General features: G+C 34.6%; 15 protein-coding genes and 1 tRNA gene. 8 read left to right on the top strand and 8 right to left on the bottom strand.

The genetic code is table 11. From position 1 onward, the window contains the following. The gene (locus K5V07_RS01175) at positions 1-999 is read left to right on the top strand and encodes a GntR family transcriptional regulator (RefSeq protein ID WP_221916027.1); all 999 of its coding nucleotides are present in this window, start codon (positions 1-3) and stop codon (positions 997-999) included. A 39-nt stretch (positions 1,000-1,038) separates the two neighbouring features. Here K5V07_RS01175 and K5V07_RS01170 read toward each other — a convergent pair. Continuing rightward, positions 1,039-1,118, bottom strand: a tRNA-Leu gene (locus K5V07_RS01170). 288 nt (positions 1,119-1,406) lie between these two features. Between K5V07_RS01170 and K5V07_RS01165 the strand changes: the two genes are divergently transcribed. The 3 genes from K5V07_RS01165 (at position 1,407) to pth (ending at position 3,976) form a co-directional block, all read left to right on the top strand. After that, positions 1,407-2,348 (top strand): ribose-phosphate pyrophosphokinase, encoded by a 942-nt coding sequence (locus tag K5V07_RS01165; protein WP_144893376.1) that lies wholly within the window; start codon positions 1,407-1,409, stop codon positions 2,346-2,348. A 107-nt stretch (positions 2,349-2,455) separates the two neighbouring features. After that, positions 2,456-3,067 (top strand): 50S ribosomal protein L25/general stress protein Ctc, encoded by a 612-nt coding sequence (locus tag K5V07_RS01160; RefSeq protein WP_182650088.1) that lies wholly within the window; start codon positions 2,456-2,458, stop codon positions 3,065-3,067. Positions 3,068-3,349: 282 nt separating this feature from the next. Then, a complete protein-coding gene (gene pth, locus K5V07_RS01155; protein WP_221916026.1) occupies positions 3,350-3,976 on the top strand; it encodes an aminoacyl-tRNA hydrolase in 627 nt (208 codons plus the stop codon). Between the two features lie 53 nt (positions 3,977-4,029). On the opposite strand, the gene K5V07_RS01150 is transcribed toward pth, so the two are convergent. Beyond that, entirely contained in the window at positions 4,030-6,729 is a 2,700-nt protein-coding gene (locus K5V07_RS01150) for a reprolysin-like metallopeptidase (protein WP_221916025.1), read from the bottom strand. Between the two features lie 214 nt (positions 6,730-6,943). Between K5V07_RS01150 and K5V07_RS01145 the strand changes: the two genes are divergently transcribed. From K5V07_RS01145 to bioB, 3 genes are all read left to right on the top strand, one after another. Next, positions 6,944-7,870 (top strand): bifunctional riboflavin kinase/FAD synthetase, encoded by a 927-nt coding sequence (locus tag K5V07_RS01145; protein WP_144893578.1) that lies wholly within the window; start codon positions 6,944-6,946, stop codon positions 7,868-7,870. A 90-nt stretch (positions 7,871-7,960) separates the two neighbouring features. After that, complete coding sequence (locus tag K5V07_RS01140) at positions 7,961-8,416, top strand: hypothetical protein (protein ID WP_221916024.1); 456 nt, start codon at positions 7,961-7,963, stop codon at positions 8,414-8,416. A 214-nt stretch (positions 8,417-8,630) separates the two neighbouring features. After that, positions 8,631-9,716 (top strand): biotin synthase BioB, encoded by a 1,086-nt coding sequence (bioB, locus tag K5V07_RS01135; RefSeq protein ID WP_144893386.1) that lies wholly within the window; start codon positions 8,631-8,633, stop codon positions 9,714-9,716. 87 nt (positions 9,717-9,803) lie between these two features. On the opposite strand, the gene K5V07_RS01130 is transcribed toward bioB, so the two are convergent. Continuing rightward, positions 9,804-12,971, bottom strand: a complete 3,168-nt coding sequence (locus K5V07_RS01130) for a LamG-like jellyroll fold domain-containing protein (RefSeq protein WP_221916023.1) — start codon at positions 12,969-12,971, stop codon at positions 9,804-9,806. 470 nt (positions 12,972-13,441) lie between these two features. Here K5V07_RS01130 and K5V07_RS01125 point away from each other — a divergent pair, with 470 nt between their 5' ends. After that, the gene (locus K5V07_RS01125; RefSeq protein WP_221916022.1) at positions 13,442-13,912 is read left to right on the top strand and encodes a regulatory protein RecX; all 471 of its coding nucleotides are present in this window, start codon (positions 13,442-13,444) and stop codon (positions 13,910-13,912) included. Here the strand turns inward: K5V07_RS01125 and K5V07_RS01120 are convergent. The 5 genes from K5V07_RS01120 to K5V07_RS01100 all read right to left on the bottom strand — a co-directional run bounded on the left by K5V07_RS01120 (position 13,898) and on the right by K5V07_RS01100 (position 19,408). Beyond that, positions 13,898-15,052 (bottom strand): beta-ketoacyl synthase N-terminal-like domain-containing protein, encoded by a 1,155-nt coding sequence (locus tag K5V07_RS01120; protein ID WP_221916021.1) that lies wholly within the window; start codon positions 15,050-15,052, stop codon positions 13,898-13,900. The genes K5V07_RS01125 and K5V07_RS01120 overlap by 15 nt on opposite strands. A gap of 127 nt (positions 15,053-15,179) precedes the next feature. Continuing rightward, on the bottom strand, positions 15,180-16,451 hold the full coding sequence (gene bioA, locus K5V07_RS01115; protein WP_221916020.1) for an adenosylmethionine--8-amino-7-oxononanoate transaminase: 1,272 nt from the start codon (positions 16,449-16,451) through the stop codon (positions 15,180-15,182). A 57-nt stretch (positions 16,452-16,508) separates the two neighbouring features. Then, positions 16,509-17,126 (bottom strand): dethiobiotin synthase, encoded by a 618-nt coding sequence (bioD, locus tag K5V07_RS01110; protein WP_221916019.1) that lies wholly within the window; start codon positions 17,124-17,126, stop codon positions 16,509-16,511. A 190-nt stretch (positions 17,127-17,316) separates the two neighbouring features. Beyond that, entirely contained in the window at positions 17,317-18,195 is an 879-nt protein-coding gene (locus tag K5V07_RS01105; protein WP_221916018.1) for a TraB/GumN family protein, read from the bottom strand. Positions 18,196-18,271: 76 nt separating this feature from the next. After that, entirely contained in the window at positions 18,272-19,408 is a 1,137-nt protein-coding gene (locus K5V07_RS01100) for an 8-amino-7-oxononanoate synthase (protein WP_221916017.1), read from the bottom strand. Between the last annotated feature and the right edge of the window lie 636 nt (positions 19,409-20,044).

The raw sequence follows: 20,044 nt of genomic DNA, 5'->3' as shown, positions 1-20,044 counted from the left end.
ATGAAACTAATCAGCATTCAAAACAATAAAGGCATTCCTAAATACCAGCAAATTATAACCTCTATTGAAGTAGCACTGCAACAAGAATTGCTACAAAAAGGGGACAGACTCCCATCAGTAAATAAAGTGCGTTTAGAATTCTCTCTGTCTAGAGATACCGTTTTACTCGCCTACGATGAGTTAAAGAAAAGAGGGATAATTTATGCCATTCCCGGCAAAGGATATTATGTAAAAAGCGTTGAAGTATCCATAAAACAAAAGATATTTTTACTCTTTGATGAATTAAACATTTTCAAAGAAGACTTGTACAATTCCTTTCTCGAAAACATAGGAACTACAGCTCAGGTTGATATTTTTTTTCATCATTTTAACGTTCCCGTTTTTCAAAAACTAATTCATGACAGCAACGGTAATTACACCAAATACATTATCATGCCGACCAATCTTGAAGAAGCCGCATCAATTATAAAAACCCTACCAGTTCAGGACGTTTATATTCTTGATCAGACCAATCCAGAATTATTGAACTATCCTGCAGTGTACCAAAACTTTGTAAAAGATATTTATGAAGGCCTATTAAAAGGAAAATCAAAGCTGAACAAATACAAAAAACTAATAATGATTTTTCCTGGATTCCGTGAACCGCTTGGGATGAAAATAGGCTTTGAAAAATTTTGCAACGATCACGCTTTTGAATATGAAATCATAACCGAATTTAAAAACAGAAATATCACAACTGGCGAGGTGTATATTATTCCGAGTGACAGGGATTTAGTTAGTGTAATAGAAAAGGCAAAAATTCAAAATTTACAATTGGGCACTGACTACGGAATTATATCCTATAATGAAACCCCACTAAAAAAAGTAGTAGAAAACGGAATCACAACCATTTCAACCCATTTTGAAATGATGGGACAACTTTTAGCACAAATGATTTTAAAAGGTAAAAAAGAGCAAATAGAAAACAAAAGTGATTTGATATTGAGGAACTCGTTGTGATATAAAACAAAAAAACCGCTTCTTTCGAAGCGGTTTTTGTACCCGGAGCCGGAGTCGAACCGGCACGGTTTCCCACAGGTGTTTGAGACCAGCGCGTCTACCAATTCCGCCATCCGGGCTTAGCAGACAGAAACGACAACAGTCGCTTCACGCAATAAAGAGATATTTAGTAGTATCTAACTATCTTTTCCTTTAACACGGTGCAAATGTAAAAAAATTAATTAAATGTTCAACTAAAAATACTTAATTTTTTCCTTTCAGTGTTAAATATATTTTATAAATTTGCACCTCGTTAAAAAACGAAACACACAACTAACTACATCTTAGGTAAATAGATTTATTTTTAGTTTAAGCAACAGCTTAAGTCAAAACTATCTTGCAACCACAGATAAAAACAACACACAATAATGTCACACCTAGAGCCAGAAGCTAAAATTTTTGCTTGTTCACAAAGTGTTTATCTTGCTGAAAAAATTGCAAAAGAATACGGAATACCACTAGGTAAAATCACTACATCAAAATATAGTGACGGGGAATTTCAGCCTTCTTATGAGGAATCTATAAGAGGATTGCGCGTATTCATAGTATGCTCAACATTTCCTACTGCTGATAACTTGATGGAATTACTGTTAATGATTGACGCCGCAAAGCGTGCATCAGCTAGGCACATAACAGCTGTGATTCCTTATTTTGGATGGGCAAGACAAGATAGAAAAGACAAGCCAAGAGTTCCGATAGGAGCTAAACTTGTAGCAAACTTACTAGATGCTGCAGGTGCAACAAGAGTAATGACCATGGATTTGCACGCAGATCAAATTCAGGGTTTCTTTGAAAAACCTGTAGATCACCTTTTTGCCTCAACTATCTTTTTACCATACGTAAAAAGCTTAGGACTGGACAATTTAACGATTGCTTCGCCTGATATGGGAGGTTCAAAAAGAGCTTATGCGTATTCTAAATTTTTAGAATCAGATGTGGTTATTTGTTACAAGCAGCGTAAAGTTGCAAACGTAATCGATACCATGGAATTAATTGGTGAGGTTAAAGGTCGTAATGTGATTTTGGTAGATGACATGATTGACACCGGAGGAACATTGGCGAAAGCCGCAGATTTGATGATTGAAAAAGGAGCTTTGAGTGTAAGAGCTATTTGTACGCACGCTATACTATCAGGCGATGCTTATGAAAAAATAGAAAACTCAAAATTAAGTGAGTTGATCGTAACAGATTCAATTCCGCTAAAGAAAACATCAAGCAAAATACGCGTATTGAGTTGTGCACCTCTATTTGCTGAGGTAATGCACATGGTTCACCACAACAACTCAATAAGCGGAAAATTTATAATGTAATGCACTAGGCGCTGAGTCAAATGCCATATATTATAACGAGTGCTGAAAGCCAAAAGCTTGACGCCAAATAAATAATAATATTATTTAATAACTATATTTTTTTTACAATGAAATCGATTACAATTAAAGGATCAGAAAGAGAAAGCGTGGGCAAAGTAGCTACTAAAGCCTTACGTAATGCTGGATTGGTTCCTTGCGTATTATACGGAGGAAATCAAGCAGTTCATTTCTCAGCAGAAGTTATGGCTTTCAAAAACTTGATTTACACTCCAAACGCTCACACAGTTGAGATCGATCTTGGTAACGGAAAATCATACAACGCTGTACTCCAAGACATTCAAGTACACCCAGTATCTGACAAAATTTTACACATTGACTTCTTTCAAATCTTTGAAGACAAAGAAATTACTATTGAAGTTCCAGTAAAAATTGTTGGAAAATCTAAAGGTGTTATGGCAGGTGGTGATTTACGTATGAACAACCGTAAATTAAAAGTAAGAGCGCTTCCTAAAAATCTTCCTGATTTTGTTGAAGCTGACATTACTCCACTTGATATGGGTAACAAATTATATGTTACTAAAGTACCAGCTGAAAACTTCAAAATCATGCACCCAGACAACACTGTTATTTGTCAAGTGAAGATTTCTCGTGCAGCTATGAAAGCAGCTCAAGAAGCAGCAAAAGCAGCAAAAGCTCCTGCAAAAGGAAAGAAAAAATAATTTTTTTCAATCAAAATTCAAGAAAGCGTCAGTTACACAACTGGCGCTTTTTTTTGCCTTTATTTTTTTTATATATAAGAAGCAGCTAAAATACTTTTAAAACTATTTTGTCCCGCTTTCCGTTGCAATCTTTTTGCACGCAAAAGAAGCGTACAAAAAGGATTTTCACTACAATCGGGGCTATTACACCCTATTTTTTGCATCTCAGACATGAGCCACATAAACCCTTAAAATATTAGCTACAACATAGTCATTTTATTGAATTAAGCTTACTTTTGTACCATGATAAAATGGATTTCAAACCTATTCGCAACCACAAAATCAGAGCACAGTAGCACCATCATGAAGAAATTTTTAATAGTCGGACTAGGCAACATCGGGGCTGAGTACGTAAACACAAGACATAACATCGGGTTTAAAATCGTAGATTTTCTAGCCCGCAAAGAAGGAGTTTCTTTCGAAACCGTAAAACTTGGCGCACTAGCTGAATACAAATTTAAAGGAAGAACCTTTTTACTTTTGAAACCCAACACTTATATGAATTTAAGCGGGAAAGCGGTTCAATATTGGATGGAAAAGGAGAATGTTCCACTTGAAAACATTCTGGTTATTACAGATGATTTAAATCTGCCGTTTGGAGCCATCCGCATTAGACAAAAAGGAAGTGACGGTGGACATAATGGACTTAAGAATATTAACTTGGTACTAAACACACAAAACTACGCACGATTCCGTTTTGGCATAAGCGATGAATTCAAAAAAGGAAAACAAGTTGATTATGTCCTTGGTGACTGGGACGATACTGAAAAAACTACACTTCCGGAACGATTAGAAATAGGATCAGAGATTATAAAATCTTTTGGTACTGCGGGATTAGAAAACACCATGACTTCCTTTAACGGAAAATAAAAAAAGGGAAACGTTTGTAAAAACACTTCCCTTTTTTAGTAATTCTATTTTACTTATTCAATTACAATCTTTCTGATTTGTTTTCGCTCTCCTTCAATAACTGTTAACATATAAACTCCTGGATAAAGATTTTTCAATTGTATATTTTCATTAAAATTTGACTTGCTTTTAAAGTCATTTTCAAAAAGCTTTCTTCCTAATAAATCATTAACCATCACCTTTACTTCTGCATCGGATTTGGTGGTGAATTGAATATTAAAATTCCCTTTATTTGGATTAGGAAAAACAACAAAATCATTGAGTTCAAAATCCGGTGTTGCTAAGGTGTATGTTTTTGTGCAAATTGTTATTGATGCTGAATCTATTGTGCCAAAGTCACCGGAATCTAAATCACGTACACGCAACGTCCAATTTCCTTGCGGACTTAGCCCATTAAATTTAGACAATAATTCAAATGGCGCTACGGTTTGGGCTGTTTTCACTGAGCAATCAAGAGCAACTCCCAAATCATCATAGCTCAATACTAAACTATTGCTTGTTGACCCACAACTTCTTTCAAATAATTTCACAACAGTCCCTTGTGGATTTAGCACTTCTATTTGCACATCACTCAAATAAGTATGAGTAAAAGCAATAGCTAAATTCACATCAGAAATCACTTCAGTTGTAGCTGGAACAGTTGTTGTTACAGCACGATACGTTGTTGATTCTGGTATAGAAAATGGTGTTGCAAAAGCATACGTATTACAAGATGAAACAACAGAATACCCAATTGCAAAAGATGTACTGTTTACTGCATAATAAATATTTGCCGTAGGCTCAATTAAGATTCTGCAATCTCTAGCCGTTACATTTGGAACCATAATTGTTTGCGAGCCGTCATTCGGAGTATTTGCAGCCAAAACGGTATTGAAATTTAATCCACCATCCGTTGAAAGTTTGATATTCACATTCGCAGAACCGGTTAAAGTATTAGAATTATTTACGTTCCATGTAATTGTTTGCGTTGATCCCTGCAACCAACTTGAATTTTCAGTATTTTGTGATGTTACTTCAAATGGACCAGCTGCCCCACTTACGTTTACCATCATCACATCAGTATTTGTTTGCGCTGTTCCAAGAGCAGCATTGTCCCTTCCCGTTAAAGTAAAAGCAAGTGCTCTTTCAATTGTAGAAACGGATTCCCAAGTCGTTGTTAATTCATTAGCCAAAACCGAACTTAAAGCAGGCATGTATCGAACCGGTGAACTACTTGGATAAAAAGATCTAAAGTTTGGCCCAAAGCGTTTTGTAGGTGATGCAAAACTGAAATTACCATCTTCGTTTACCGCAGGGTCTACTGTATTTATAGCCGTATCATTTTGCTCCCAACAATAAGTAATCACATCACCATTCAAATCAGAACCAGAACCTTTTAAGATAAATGCTGTCCCTTTAGGAATAGTGTAATCTATACCTGCATTGATTGTTGGTGGACTATTAGTAAGAAGAGTACTTACAGGACAGGTTTTAGTCGATAGATTATCTTGTATTTGCTTTATGCTTGCATAGGCAAAATAATCATCTGAATTATTTTGGACATTATAACCCGATGTAATTCCTGCATACGCCATAATGGTAGAACCACTTCCTGGCTCCACATTAACACCAGTATCCTCAATATCGAAAGAAAATGTATGGTTTGCTCCTAATTGATGTCCCATTTCATGGGCTACAAAATCAATGTCAAAAGTATCTCCTTGAGGTATACCATCACTTGGCGAAGTAAAAGCACTTCCTTTTCCCTCAGGAACAACATCATTAGGATTAACACACACACAGCCTATACAACCAGCATTTCCACCACCACCATTTGCCCCAAACAAATGACCTATATCATAACCAGGATTTGTTATTGTAGCGGTTAAATTTTCTTGCAATTCCAAGTTCCATGTACCCGCCGCTCCTTCTGTGGAAGCTGAATACGGATCTGTAGCGGCATCCGTATAAATTATAAGATTGTTATTGGCAATAATACTCAGTTTTATGGCTAAATCTTTATTGAAAATACCATTAACCCTTGTCATGGTAGCATTCATGGCAGCCAAAGCATTTGCAACAGTCCCTCCATGAAATGCGGTATACTCGCCAGTACAAGACAACGCTAATCTAAACGTTTTGAAAACTTTATTATTTGCAGCTATTTTACCTGTTTTGTTTAAAAGTTCTTTATTCAAAGCTACATCTTCTGTTTTGCAAGTGAAAGGCAAACTTCCGCGAACTCTACTTTTTGAATCAAATAGAACATAAACAGTATGATCTTTCGAATAGGGCTCTATAAATTCAGAGCCGCTTTCCCCTCTAAGAATCATAGTCTGAATACCTTTTGGTGACAAACTAAAATACAACGAAGCTTTTCGATCAGTAATCCCAATACCGTTGTAGGCTCTTATATCTGGATTCTGTGCTTGCAATTCGGGTTCAAAATTAGAAGATTCCCAAACCCAAAATTTTTCTAACTCACCTTTCATGTTGGGTATCGTAATTTCAATTCTGCTCTGTTTTGAAGTCTTATTCTGAAGTGTTTCTAAAGATTTTTTTATTGCAACTTCGTTTAAATTAAACAACAACTGCTTTTCAGTAAGAGGTTTATCATTAATTCTATCATAAACTGCAACTTTCTCTTGAACAATTCTTTTCCAAAAAGAGCCATCTTGTGCATGGATTGCAGCACTGGAAAAAATAATTATAAAAAATAGTATAATTCTTTTCATAATATCGTGATTTTAAGTTTCAAAATTAAAGCATTTATAGTAATGGTTGCTTCAAAATATTTAATAATTTAAGTCAAATAATAGAAAATTAAGTAGTTTACTGTTTTAAATCCCATTTTTTATATTTTAATAAAAAATTATATATAATTCAATTAGTCATACCGCTTCTTTTAAATAAGATACCTTAAATTTGCACGATTATAAAACACTTGCTTTGAAGATTTTTCATTCTATAAACGACTTCCTGATTACCAAAAAAACAATTCTAACACTTGGTACGTTTGACGGTGTACACATAGGTCATAAAAAAATCCTGCAAAAGCTCACGCAAAATACGCCTAATGAAGAGTATGAAAGTGTTGTTCTTACTTTCTTTCCCCATCCAAGAATGGTTTTACAAGAAGACTCCAACATTAAACTACTCAATACGATTCAGGAAAAACAAGAATTACTGGAAGAAATTGGGATAGAAAACCTAGTCATTCACCCATTTGACGAAGCGTTTTCACAATTAACCGCCGAGGAGTTTGTAAAAACAGTACTGGTAGAAAAATTTCATATTAAAAAAATTATCATTGGGCATGACCATCGTTTTGGGAGAAACAGGACCGCTAATATTGATGATTTAATAGATTTTGGAAAAGAATATGGTTTTGACGTAGCTCAAATATCTGTACAAGAACTCAATGAAATTTCAGTAAGTTCAACAAAAATTCGCAACGCAATTCTTAATGGGAAGATACAACTTGCCAACGACTATCTTGGCTATTCCTATTTTATTACGGGGACTGTCGTACAAGGAAAACAACTAGGACGCACTATAGGTTTTCCTACCGCTAATATCAAAATAGAGGAGAACTATAAGCTGATACCACAAAACGGAGTATATCTTGTACAAGCAAGTATCAATTCTCAAATTATAAATGGCATGATGAACATAGGCACAAACCCTACTGTAGGCGGCCAAGAACAGTCAATAGAAATTCATTTTTTAGACTTTCAGGCTGATTTATACCATCAAGAATTAAAAATTTCAATTTTACATCGAGTTCGAGACGAAGAAAAGTTTAGTTCCATACAATTACTACAAGAACAATTGCAAAAAGATAAAATAGTTGCAAAAAATTATTTTAAAAAATAATAGGTTAACATATTTATTGACTTTTTTTAATTAAATTTGAGTGTTACACTTTGTTTATCAACATGATATATTAATTTAAAAATTTGCAATATGAAACTTCCAAAAGAATTATTAAACGGATTGATTATTATTTTAGGAATAGGCCTTTATTTTTTAGTGATGGAGCTACTAGGATTAGCAGACAACCCTATATTGAGAGTTTTTAATGTCCTTTTTATTTTTTATGGCACCAATAAAACTTTAAAAGAAAATTACGCTGAAGGAAACATAGTTTTGGTTTCTAATGCTGCATCTGCCTTTGGAACTGCATTCACAGGGGTTATTCTTAGCATTGCAGCACTTATTCTATACAGCTATGCAAAAGGGGGAGAAGCCTATATTGGATCACTATCAAAAACATTTCTATTTGGTGGAGAACCTACCGTTATGACGTATTCCATTTCTCTTTTATTTGAAGGAATCAGCTCAGCTGTCATAGTAACATTTATGCTGTTATTGTACTGGGATACCCGATACTCCAGCGATAAACATGGAGCTAAATCATAAAAAAACATTCTTTATAAGTACAGGAACAGTAATGATTAACTTTTTTAAATCCAGCAAAGTACTGAATTGAGAGGTAAATTAGTATGTTTTTACGTTTATTGTAAACAACTTCAAACAAATTTTGAGTCAACGAATTGCTTTTCTCTTTTCGAAAGGTAAGCATTGTTACTTTAGAACAATTTAACTACTTTTGATGCATCAAAAATATGTATCGATGAGCATTAAAAGACACAATTGGACAAAAGACGAAATAATCGCAATATATAACAAACCCTTAATGGATTTGCTTTATGAAGCAGCCACTATTCACAGAGAACATCATGACCCAAATGTAGTTCAAGTATCTACACTATTATCTATAAAAACTGGTGGATGCCCTGAAGATTGTGGTTATTGCCCACAAGCAGCACGCTACCACACTGAGATTGAAGGTAACGACTTAATGTCTGTAAGCCAAGTAAAAGCACAAGCATTACGTGCAAAATCTAGTGGTTCATCAAGAGTTTGTATGGGAGCTGCTTGGAGAAATGTAAAAGACGGACCTGAATTTGACCAAGTTCTTGAAATGGTTCGTACAATTAACAAACTTGACATGGAAGTTTGTTGTACCCTTGGTATGATCACTGAAAATCAAGCCCAACGCCTTGCTGAAGCAGGATTATACGCCTACAATCACAATCTTGACACTAGTGAAGAATATTATAAAGAAGTAATATCTACACGTGGTTTTGAAGACCGCATACAAACCATTGAAAACGTTCGTAAAACTAACGTTACAGTGTGTAGCGGTGGTATTATAGGAATGGGAGAAAGCATTGAAGACAGAGCTGGTATGCTTGTCGCGCTTTCTACATTAAATCCGCAACCAGAATCGGTGCCAATAAATGCGTTAGTTGCCGTTGAGGGAACTCCGATGGAGGAAGAAAAACCAGTAGAAATTTGGGAAATGATACGAATGGTAGCCACTACCAGAATCATCATGCCAGAAACTCAAGTACGACTATCAGCAGGTAGAATGAATATGAGCCGTGAAGGTCAAGCCATGTGCTTTTTTGCGGGTGCCAATTCTATTTTTGCGGGTGACAAATTATTAACAACACCTAATCCTGATGTAAATGAGGATATGAAAATGTTTGAAATGTTAGGTTTAAATCCTCAAAAACCATTTACGAAAGTTTCACAACCTCAAACAGTAGAGGCCGAAGACTCTCAATATGCACCTCTTGGAGAAAAACCTAAATGGTCAAGACCAGGACACACTATAGAAAGAAACCTTGAAGCTTCTGGAAAAGAAAAGTAACAAGTTACATATTATTTTTACCCATAAAAAAACTCCATTTCTTAAGAAATGGAGTTTTTTTATATGAAATATTCAATGTGTATTTTTTTAGTAGACAATTTTATTAGTGATTACATTTCCGTTTTGTAAAACTGTTTTTACAATCAACACTTGCTGAGCTACAGGCAAACTTGATATAGAAAACGTCAAGGCATCTACTTTTTGTTTTTCATAGATAGCAGTTCCTGATACAGTGTACACATAAATCTTATCAATAGACTCTATTCCCGAGTCTACTTTGATTACCTTATTCTTTACTGAAACAAGGACTTGATTTGACTTAACATCAACATCATCAACACCTAGCGTTTTATCAGTGTAACGCAATACAAATCTTTCGTTAAAAACACCTTTAGCGGTTTCAAAAGTGTAAGGCCCTTGATTTAAATTATGTGTTGTGTTTTTAATTTTATCTTCAAGATAAATTTTTCTAGAAGCCAATAACCCATCAACCTGATCTATACTTATTGAAAAAGTCCCCTCAATTGTTGAGCTATACCCTAACGGAATTTCGTCATTTTCCTCAAAAGGCAAAGCTCTTCCTTGTATCGTTAATTTTTTGTTGTCATTAACACTGTAAAAATCTACAAATCTATTCCCATTATAACTTACACCATCATATGTGGTATCATAACTATTTGTAGCACCTGTAATATAACCCACAAGCATTTGCTTGAAAGCACCTTGTGTATTGGTTAGATTCAACCATAAACGGTGTTTTTCAAAACTTGAAGCAGTATTTGACTTCTTTGAAGCAATTTTAAAAAACTGACTATTATCTAAGATTGCGTTAAGGGCACCTAAGCGCATCCTATTGTTAAAAACAATTGTCGAACTAGTCATGTTTTCTAGAGTACCAGCAAAAAAGGCCTGTCCTGCGGCAATTTTCCCTGTTGGCCTATAAGGGTTTGTTACTGCTTTGTTCGGATCACTCTTTGCAACAGCAACTCCTCCTGTGGTATTGTAAGTAGCGTAATCATCTGCTGAATAAGCATAAAAACCTGTTCCTGGGTTACTTACATTCTCGCCACGAGCAGTATTATGTGTCCAAAAATATAAGGTTCCAAAAAGTGCTTTAGAATTTGCTGCTAAGAACGCATCTGCATCAATCGCTGATGGGTAAGGATTGCCTATCAAATAAGGTTTATTAGGTACAACAGCACTAACTGATATCGGTCCGTTATCAGGAACGCCAATAAAAGATGCTATAAATGAACCAAGCGGTGTAGGAGGCATTGCTGTGCCCTCTGGAGCTCTAATGATGTAACCCACTCCCCTTTTCATTTGATTTTGCGGATTTTCAGAAAAATAATTATCCGTAGAAGGATCAAATGAATAGTAACTACCCGGGTCAGTATTAGGTGAAACATCAATTAACTTCTGGCCTAGAACTGGAGATGACCAATACGTATAATCAAATCTTTTTATCGGTGTTGTCTCTCTTATATATGTTATGTTACCAATATTAGCAACATCATTTATTTGTATTAAACTAGCGTTATTTTGAAAGGTTAGTGTACCATTAACGGTAAGTTTGTCCTGAAGTATTACACTAACTCCTGTTGACACAACTGCATTTATACCCGTGTTAACAGTACAGTTACAAAGCTGAACATTAGCCGTTATTGGCGTATTTGAGTTGATAACACCTATCATATCAATTGTAGGTGATACTGACCATGTAGATCCTGTGTATGTAGTAGTAGTTACCGGATCAATTACTACATTTCCGGTAGGAGATGAGGTACAACTCCCACTTTTAACAGCAAATTGATAGGTTCCTGGTGCTAAACCGGATATTGTAGTTTCTGAACCTGTACCATTAATTGACAGGCCTGACGAACCAGTTCTTATTAATGTCCAAGAACCCGAAGGTAAACCACTTAATCTTACGCTTCCTGTGGGTGTAATACAATTTGGCTTTGTCATTACTCCAATTAAAGGAGTTGTAACATTATTTGTAGCACCAACAGTAAAAGGAGTTGTTCTTGAACACCCTTGATTAACTGTAATGTTTAAATTATATACCCCAGGTTTAAGTCCTGTTAAAGACTTACTTGTTGAAGGAGTAAAACCTGATACACTAGATGTCCAATTGTAAGAACTTTGATCTACCCAAAGAGGCAATGTTACTCCACTAAAAACTCCATTACTAGGAGCGGGTGTTGTACTACTTATTGGAGCAACAGTTGTTCCCGTACCTTCAGTAAAATTATATCCAGCCAACAATCCTACTTGTTTAGAATTATATAGTATAAACCCCGAAGCCAAACCTTTTATTTCATCAATAGAGAGTGCTCTACCCCAAAAACCTACATTTGAAATCTCACCTACAAAACCAACACCACCAACATCTAAAACCCCCCAACCTATTTTTGTTGAATAGGCTGTGTTACTTCCATAATTTGACGTTGTACTATTTACAGATCCAACTTCATTTCCATCAACATAAAGCTTTAAAGATGTACCATTCCCCACAGCTGCAATATGATGCCAAGCGTTATCACTTGGATAATTTGCTAATGGAGATGTAACAGTTCCACCTCCAGCAGTATAACACAATAAATTATTACCCTCAAAGCCAAACTCAACAACATCGTTTTGCCCAAATAATGACATTCTGTTTCTATACTTGGTCTTATCAAATTTTATCCAGCCTTCTGCTGAAAACCGGCTTCTATTAGATAATAATCTGCCACCCAAATCAACGTGAGGATCTGCTGGAGTTGCAGCTGTTGTTGTCTTCACACCATTAAACAATAAAGATGATGGATAAAATTGATTCGTAATAGCTATACTACCATTAGAATCATCAGGACAAGAGGCATTAGTTATGTTTGCCGTAGGAACGGCTGGAACTTTATAAAACAAAACACTTGTATTTGGATTTTGTAAAGTAGCTGGACAACTGTTACTTGCAGTTACCGAAACCAATGTAAATGGTGTTGTTTGAGTAAGTACATCATTGATAATGATATCAGAATTGCTTGTGTAATTAAGAACCGTAGTCTGTACATTTGTTATTTCATTTCTATAAACTACTGTAAAAGGACTTACCCCACCCAATATTGTAACTTTCAATTTAATTGCTCCAGGAGAAATTATATTGCAAGATGAATTTGTACTTGAAATTGAAGCTGTATAACTAACACATTGTCCAAAAGCTGGAAGTAAAATAAAAAGGAAAAAGATTGTGCTGAGTATTTTTTTATTCATGTGGTATTATTATGAGAGGTTAATCTTATTTTATATTAGCGCTCAGAATTTAATAAAATCTAAATTTTTTAAATATACAATCACGTTTTAAATTAAAAACAAATTAATCGATATACTACTTGTTTTAACGATGAAGTGCTCTAAATTCAACATTAGTAATACCTTATCAAAGCCTCCATTTAATTAAGGTTATCTAAATAATAAATTTAGAATTTGATACAAAAAAATGCTCCTCGATATCTCTTAAAATGAATTCAAAATTGTTTTAAACTTAATCTTATTTACGAATAATTTTACCAATCGGATTTAGAATGGAATCGCTGCCATTAAAATCTATTTCTAAACAATTTATAGTTTAATCACATCTTTTTTTATGTAAGGTTATCACATAAAGTTAGTTTTTACAAAATTTGATGCGCTAGGTTATTAGATACTATTGTTGCATTTTTGTTTACAAATTAACCTCAATCATGAAAGAAGTATTCTCTATAAAAGAAGCTATTAAAAAGATAGAGCATTATTGCGCTTATCAGGAACGATGCCATGACGAAGTAGTTCAAAAACTGCGAACCATGAAAATGGATTCTGACGAAATAGACATCATCATTGTAAAACTTATACAGGATAATTTCTTGAATGAGAGTCGGTTTGCCTGTAGCTTTGCTAGAGGAAAGCATCGCATAAAATTTTGGGGTAAAAACAGAATTGTAAATGAGCTCAAATTCCGAAACATTGGTCAATACAACATCAATCTCGCGCTAAAAGAAATATCAAATGAGGAATATTTAGACACTTTTGAAAAAATAGCCATAAGAAACTGGGACAGCATCAAAGAAACTAATCTTCAAAAAAAGAGAAAGAAATTTTGTGATTACTTACTCCGAAAAGGATTTGAAAGCAACTTGATTTATGAAAAAGTAAAAGAATTAGAGGCTCAATAAAACACTTACCGCATTACCGCCAAAACCTACTGCATTCACTAAAACTTTTTGTACGGGCCTTTTTTGTTGCTGCGCTTTCGCAAAAGGAACTCTGACAAACGTATTGTGCTGCATCATTAAAATAGCGAACTCCATGCTTAGAATTCCTGATGCACCAAAAGTGTGACCGATTTTCCATTTATTAGTAGTTAATAATGGCAAGCTTTCGCCAAAGACTTTTTGGATCGCTTTATACTCTGTCAAATCCCCTTTTATAGTTCCTGGCGCATGCATGACAATTACATCAACGTCTGACAAAGCAGTATCTTTTAAAGCCATTGCCATCGATTTTTGAAAGCAAACAGCTTCAGCAGAAATGGAAATATTATGCTCTAAAATTTCAGTGGCATAACCAATTCCTTCAATGTATGCTAATGCGTTTTCTTTTTTACCCATTTCAAGACAACAAACTCCTGCACCTTCACCTAGAATCATGGTGTTTTGTGTTTTATCTAAATCTAAAGCGCGGTTTGGGTATAACTCATTAGATCTGGAATAAATCTTTAATGCTTTCATTTGGGCAATTGTAAAATCAGTCAATGGAGCTTCACTACCTCCAACCAAAAATTTATCAACCATTCCTGATCTCAGCCATGCTACACCATTTAAAACAGCGTGCAAAGCAGTAGAGCAAGTAATTGAATGCGAAATTTCAGGTCCTGCACTTTGTAAATCATGTGCTACCCACGAAGAAATATTACCCAAAGTAGTGGTTGGTGATGCTAGGGTTTGCGCTTTACCAGTTTCTAAGTATTCTTGATGGTGCTTTTCAAATAAATCAGTTGCACCACGTGATGATCCAATATTGATTCCGAATACATCATTTTCACCCCAGCCCGCTTGCTGTATTGCGGCTCGGGAAGCTTCAATAGCATATAAAACTGATTTGTCAAGGAATTTATATTTTGGATCAGACTGTTTTAATTGCTCCACTTTATCAGCCGAAACGCTATCTAAAGGCGCTACAAAAGCTGGTGTTTTATCAATTACCTTATGTACAAAACAGTGTTGTTCCTTTAGATAATTCTCCCACACCATTTTAAGATTATTCCCTAACGGGGAAACGGACGAAAGCGCTGTAATGGATATAATTTTTGACAAGATACTATTGATTTGATTGCAAAGGTCGCAAAGTTTTATACAAACTTCGATAAGGTTTAGGCCTAAATAACAATTTCGAAGCTTTTTGTGACTTCATTTATAATTAAGAAAAACATTTACCCCATACCTATACTATTTCTAGGACTTCTTCTACTACGTGATAAATTTTTTGCAACTGTTCATCACTGATGATGTAAGGAGGCAAAATATAAACAATGTTCCCAACAGGTCTTAAAATCACACCATTTTCGATAAAAAAATCATAGAGTTTGTTTCGCAATGATCCATAGTAACTAGCTTCACCCTCTGTTTTGATTTCTAAAGCAAATATAGTACCCAAGACTCGCGTAGTTGTTACCTTAGAGTGTCCCTTGATTTTACTTTGAAAATCCAAATGTTTTTGATTCACCCGAACCAAATTAGCTTGCATCTCGAGAGTATTTAACAACTCTAAACTGGCTAGAGCAGCAGCACAGCCCGTAGGATTTGCTGTAAAGGTGTGTCCGTGAAACAATGCCTTATTAATATCATCATCATAAAAAGCTTCGAAGATATCTTGTGTAAAAGTTGTTATTGCCATAGGAATGGTACCTCCAGTCAGCGCCTTAGACAAGCACATGATATCTGGTTTTGTTACCACATAATCCATTGCGAAGTTTTTACCTGTTTTTCCAAAACCAGTCATGACTTCATCAGCAATGGTCAAAACCTGGCTTTCATTACAAATTTGCAACAATACATCTAGTGTTTCCGGTTCATACATCACCATTCCCGCAGCACCTTGCACTAAAGGTTCAAAGATAAAAGCGGCACACTTGTTATTTTTTAGATGCTCGCGTAAAGCTTGGTAACTTTCTTCCTCTTTTCCGGGAACGGGCACAGGAATTCTCACTACATCAATAAACATTCCTTCAAATGCTTGAGTGTAAAATGAAATTCCGCTAGCAGCCATCGCCGCAAAAGTATCACCATGAAACGCATTTTCAAATGCAACGATCGTAGTACGTTGCTCTCCTTTGTTAAAAAAATATTGCAACGCTACTTTGATACCAACTTCAACAGCAGTAGAGCCGTTATCTGAAAAGAATACTTTTTGTTGATTTTTCGGCAAAATCTCAAGTAACTTTTCCCCTAAAATAATGGCGGGTTCATGAGTAAAACCGCCAAAAAGAACATGTTCTAGAGTTGTTAATTGCTTGTAAATAGCATCGGCAATAAATGTATTACTATGTCCATAAGGATTCACCCACCATGAGGCAATAGCATCGATGTATTCTTTGTTATTTTCGTCCCAAAGCAAAGCTCCTTTTCCTGTTTTAATAGCAATAGGAACCGCGGCCGTTTTGTGTTGTGTATAAGGATGCCAAAGATGTTTTTGGTCTCTTTCAGTTAATGTCATTTCAAATAATATATTTCGCAAAGATACATAGAGAAGGCAACGTGTTTTACAAAAATGTTACAAACTCAATAGCTTTTCCCTGAACATATCAGCGTATTCTTTAATTACATTTTGATCAAAATAAGGTTCTTGTTCAATTCTCCCAATACAGTTTAAACCTGTTTTAGAAAGAATAATGGTTTCGGTAGCTTTATTCTCATCACCCGAAAACAGAATTCCCGCCACTTCAATTTTCCTGTTTTGAAGCGCCTCAATCGTTAACAATGTGTGATTGATACTCCCTAGATAATGTCTAGAAACTAGAATAACTTTATAGTCAGGTTGAATCAAATCTATCACACAATCTGAATCATTTATTGGAACAAATACGCCACCTGCACCTTCTACCACAAGGTGATTTTCAGTTTGTGGCTCTACTATTTTTTGTAAATCAATAACAACACCATCACAAGCTGCTGCATAATGAGGACTTGCTGGAGTTTTTAAAGCATAAGCATTCGGGTGAAGTACTGTTTTAGAATTTGACAAAAAGGATTGTACTTTATGACTGTCTGAATGGTCTAAATCTCCGGCTTGAATTGGCTTCCAATAATCAGCCTCAAGCGACTCTGTTATGATAGCTGCTGCAATAGTTTTACCTACATCGGTTCCTATTCCTGTTATAAATAGTTTCATAGATTATGAATTTTTACAAAAATAGAAAACCCATCATAAAGATGGGCTTATTTCTAATATTCTTTTAAATCTTATAACACTTATCATCGATTTACGGTAAGCATTCAACTCTTATATTAACACAAAAAAATTGAAAATCATTGTTTTTGTTTTACTAATCTAAAAATTACTATTCGATTTAAATTCAACTTTAGTTCAATATCGGTTTAACAGTATATCCTGCTTTTTTTAGCAAGTTGATCACTCCTTTTTCACCTAACAAATGCCCTGCTCCTACTGCAAAGAATGAACTTTTATCTTTCATAATACCTGGCATTTTCTCAACCCAATTGGTATTGCGTTCTTCAAGCAACCATTTTTTTGAGTTTTCATCTAAAAATTTAGGGTTTGTAATTTGGTTGTACAATTCTACTAAGTTTTCATCTTTATAAGACTGAACCATTTTCTGGGTATCTTCAAGTTTTGATTCCTTTAACATAGCAATCATTTGGTCATCATTATAGGCTTTACCCATGAATTGCATTTGCGCCTCACCCGTTTCTAATCCTCCTAATTTTTTATTCCCCGCTTTAGCAATACTTGATAGTTCCATCTCATAAAATTTCAAATTGGTACACCCAAAAGATTTCATGGTAATCAAACTCATCACCGTAAACAAACTAAAATTATCTACCTGTTGAACAGTCATACCTGTTTTTTCTTTTAAGATAGAATCCAGATCTGCAAGTTGTTGAGCTGTAAGTTTTTTGCTTAAAGGCTCTGAACCCATTGCCGATTTTTGCAAAAAAGCCATTTCATTAGGATTATTCAAATCAATTTCAAGAAACAAGTTATCGGCATTATTCAACGCTTTTTTTGTTTTATCAGTAAGAAAATAATCCTCATTACAAATCATGTGTACTGTACCATAAAGATAAGACGGTTTTGTATTTCCGTTACCTGAAATCTCCCATAATAAAGAGTTTTCATTTTCTGGAATTGCTGCTTTTTTATTGTTTTGCGCTATGCATACTTGGGATATTAAAAGTATTGCAAGAGCTGATAATGATCTTCTAATTACGTTTTTCATTTTTTTTATTTGTATATCTAGTTACATGAAGTAAGTATTTATATCTACAAAACGTTACAAAAAAAATGAAACTAAATTACAAAAGTGAGTAGATACAATGCATCAAAGCCGAAATTTGTTCTGTAGAATTATAACTATGTAAACAAAAACGAAGTCGCTCTTGACCCTCTGGCACGGTAGGTGAGAGAATCGCTTTTACATCAAATCCCTTTTCTTGCAATTGACCTGCAATAGCTTTTACTTTTTCATTCCCCGGAATAATAGCCGATTGAATTGCTGACTTACTACGAACAAAGAGAGGTTTTAATCCCAGGACATTTTTTTCTTGATTGAAATGAACAATGTTCTCTTTGAGTTTAACAATAGACTCTGACTCGTTTGTCAAACATTGGTACGCTATAAAAATGGCCGCTACAGCATGAGGTGAAAGTCCAGTAGTGTAGATAAAACTTCGAGCAAAGTTTATCAAATAATCCCGTAAATTTTGCGATCCTAAAACAGCAGCACCGTGACAGCCCAAACCTTTGCCAAATGTCATAATCCTCGCAAAAACATGATCTTGCAAACCAAGCATTTGCACATATCCTTCTCCTTTATCTCCAAAAACGCCAAGCGCATGCGCTTCATCAACAACAAGATAACAGTGGTGTTTATTTGAAACCTTTACCAATTCCTCAAGATTAGGACAATCCCCATCCATAGAAAAAACCGATTCGGTAACGATATAAATAACTGTATTAGGATTTCGTAGAATTAATTTTTCTAAATCTTCAAAATCATTGTGATTGAATTTATAGGCCTTGGCTCTTGATAATTGAATCCCATCACGTATAGAAGCATGGCTCAACTCATCATATAGAATTAAATCTCCCTTTTGCGGCACCGAACCAAAAAAACCAAGATTAGCATCATAACCAGAATTGAAAAGTAATGCCGCTTCTGATTGATGAAACGTAGCAATGTACTCCTCTGTCGTTTTATAAAGCTTGTGATTTCCAGAAATTAATCTTGATCCTGTGGCCCCGTTTTGAATGATTTTGTTGGTAATTAAATACTGATGCGTCTCGTTAAAAATAATTTCTGATTGTGAAAACCCCAAGTAATCATTTGATGAAAAATCAACTTCTCTTCGCAACGTAGGTAATGTGCGCAAGGCATTATGCTCCTTTCTAATTTCAAGTTTTTGAGATAAATGCTCTGGAATTTTTTTCATAGAACACAAAATTAAGCATTTTAAGTGAATTAGTTTATTATAAACAATGTGCTAAATGATGAACTTACCATATAGCGAACGACTCAAAAAAAGTAATATTTGTTTTTTAATGCAACAGGCTTTATAATCAAATGGAATACACCAATACTATAAAACTCAATTTACATTTTTGAATTACAAAAAATAAATTTACACAACTACAGTTTTTGAATACACGACAACAAAGGACAAATAAAATCCTGAGCCCATTTATTTCACTAAACCTCAATTCCTTAATAAACGATGAAGCAAATAAGTTAAATATCAACTTAAACACATTGCTTAATAAATAAGATTATTACTGCAATAAAAACACTATCTTAATGATAATTAACAAACAGCTCAATTAAGGATGCATTTTGTCGAGTATTTTTTTACTTCAACGAGTATTTAACCATACCTATTCTCCAATAGATTTAAACCTATACATTTGCATCGAATTGTAATTTTTTGTTAAAATAAAGTCATATTAAATATTTTGTCTGTCACAATAATTCATTAATTACAAAAACCATATTTTCAAAAAGAAAATTTTAAATCAATACAATTTAAATAAAATTAAACTCAAATAAACAGCAATGAATATTAACAGTATAT

It is taken from the genome of Flavobacterium sp. CHNK8 (assembly GCF_019774515.1).
Lineage (GTDB): Bacteria > Bacteroidota > Bacteroidia > Flavobacteriales > Flavobacteriaceae > Flavobacterium > Flavobacterium tiangeerense.
Note: the sequence above shows the minus strand (reverse complement) of the source record. Positions and strands in the feature narration are given on the sequence as shown.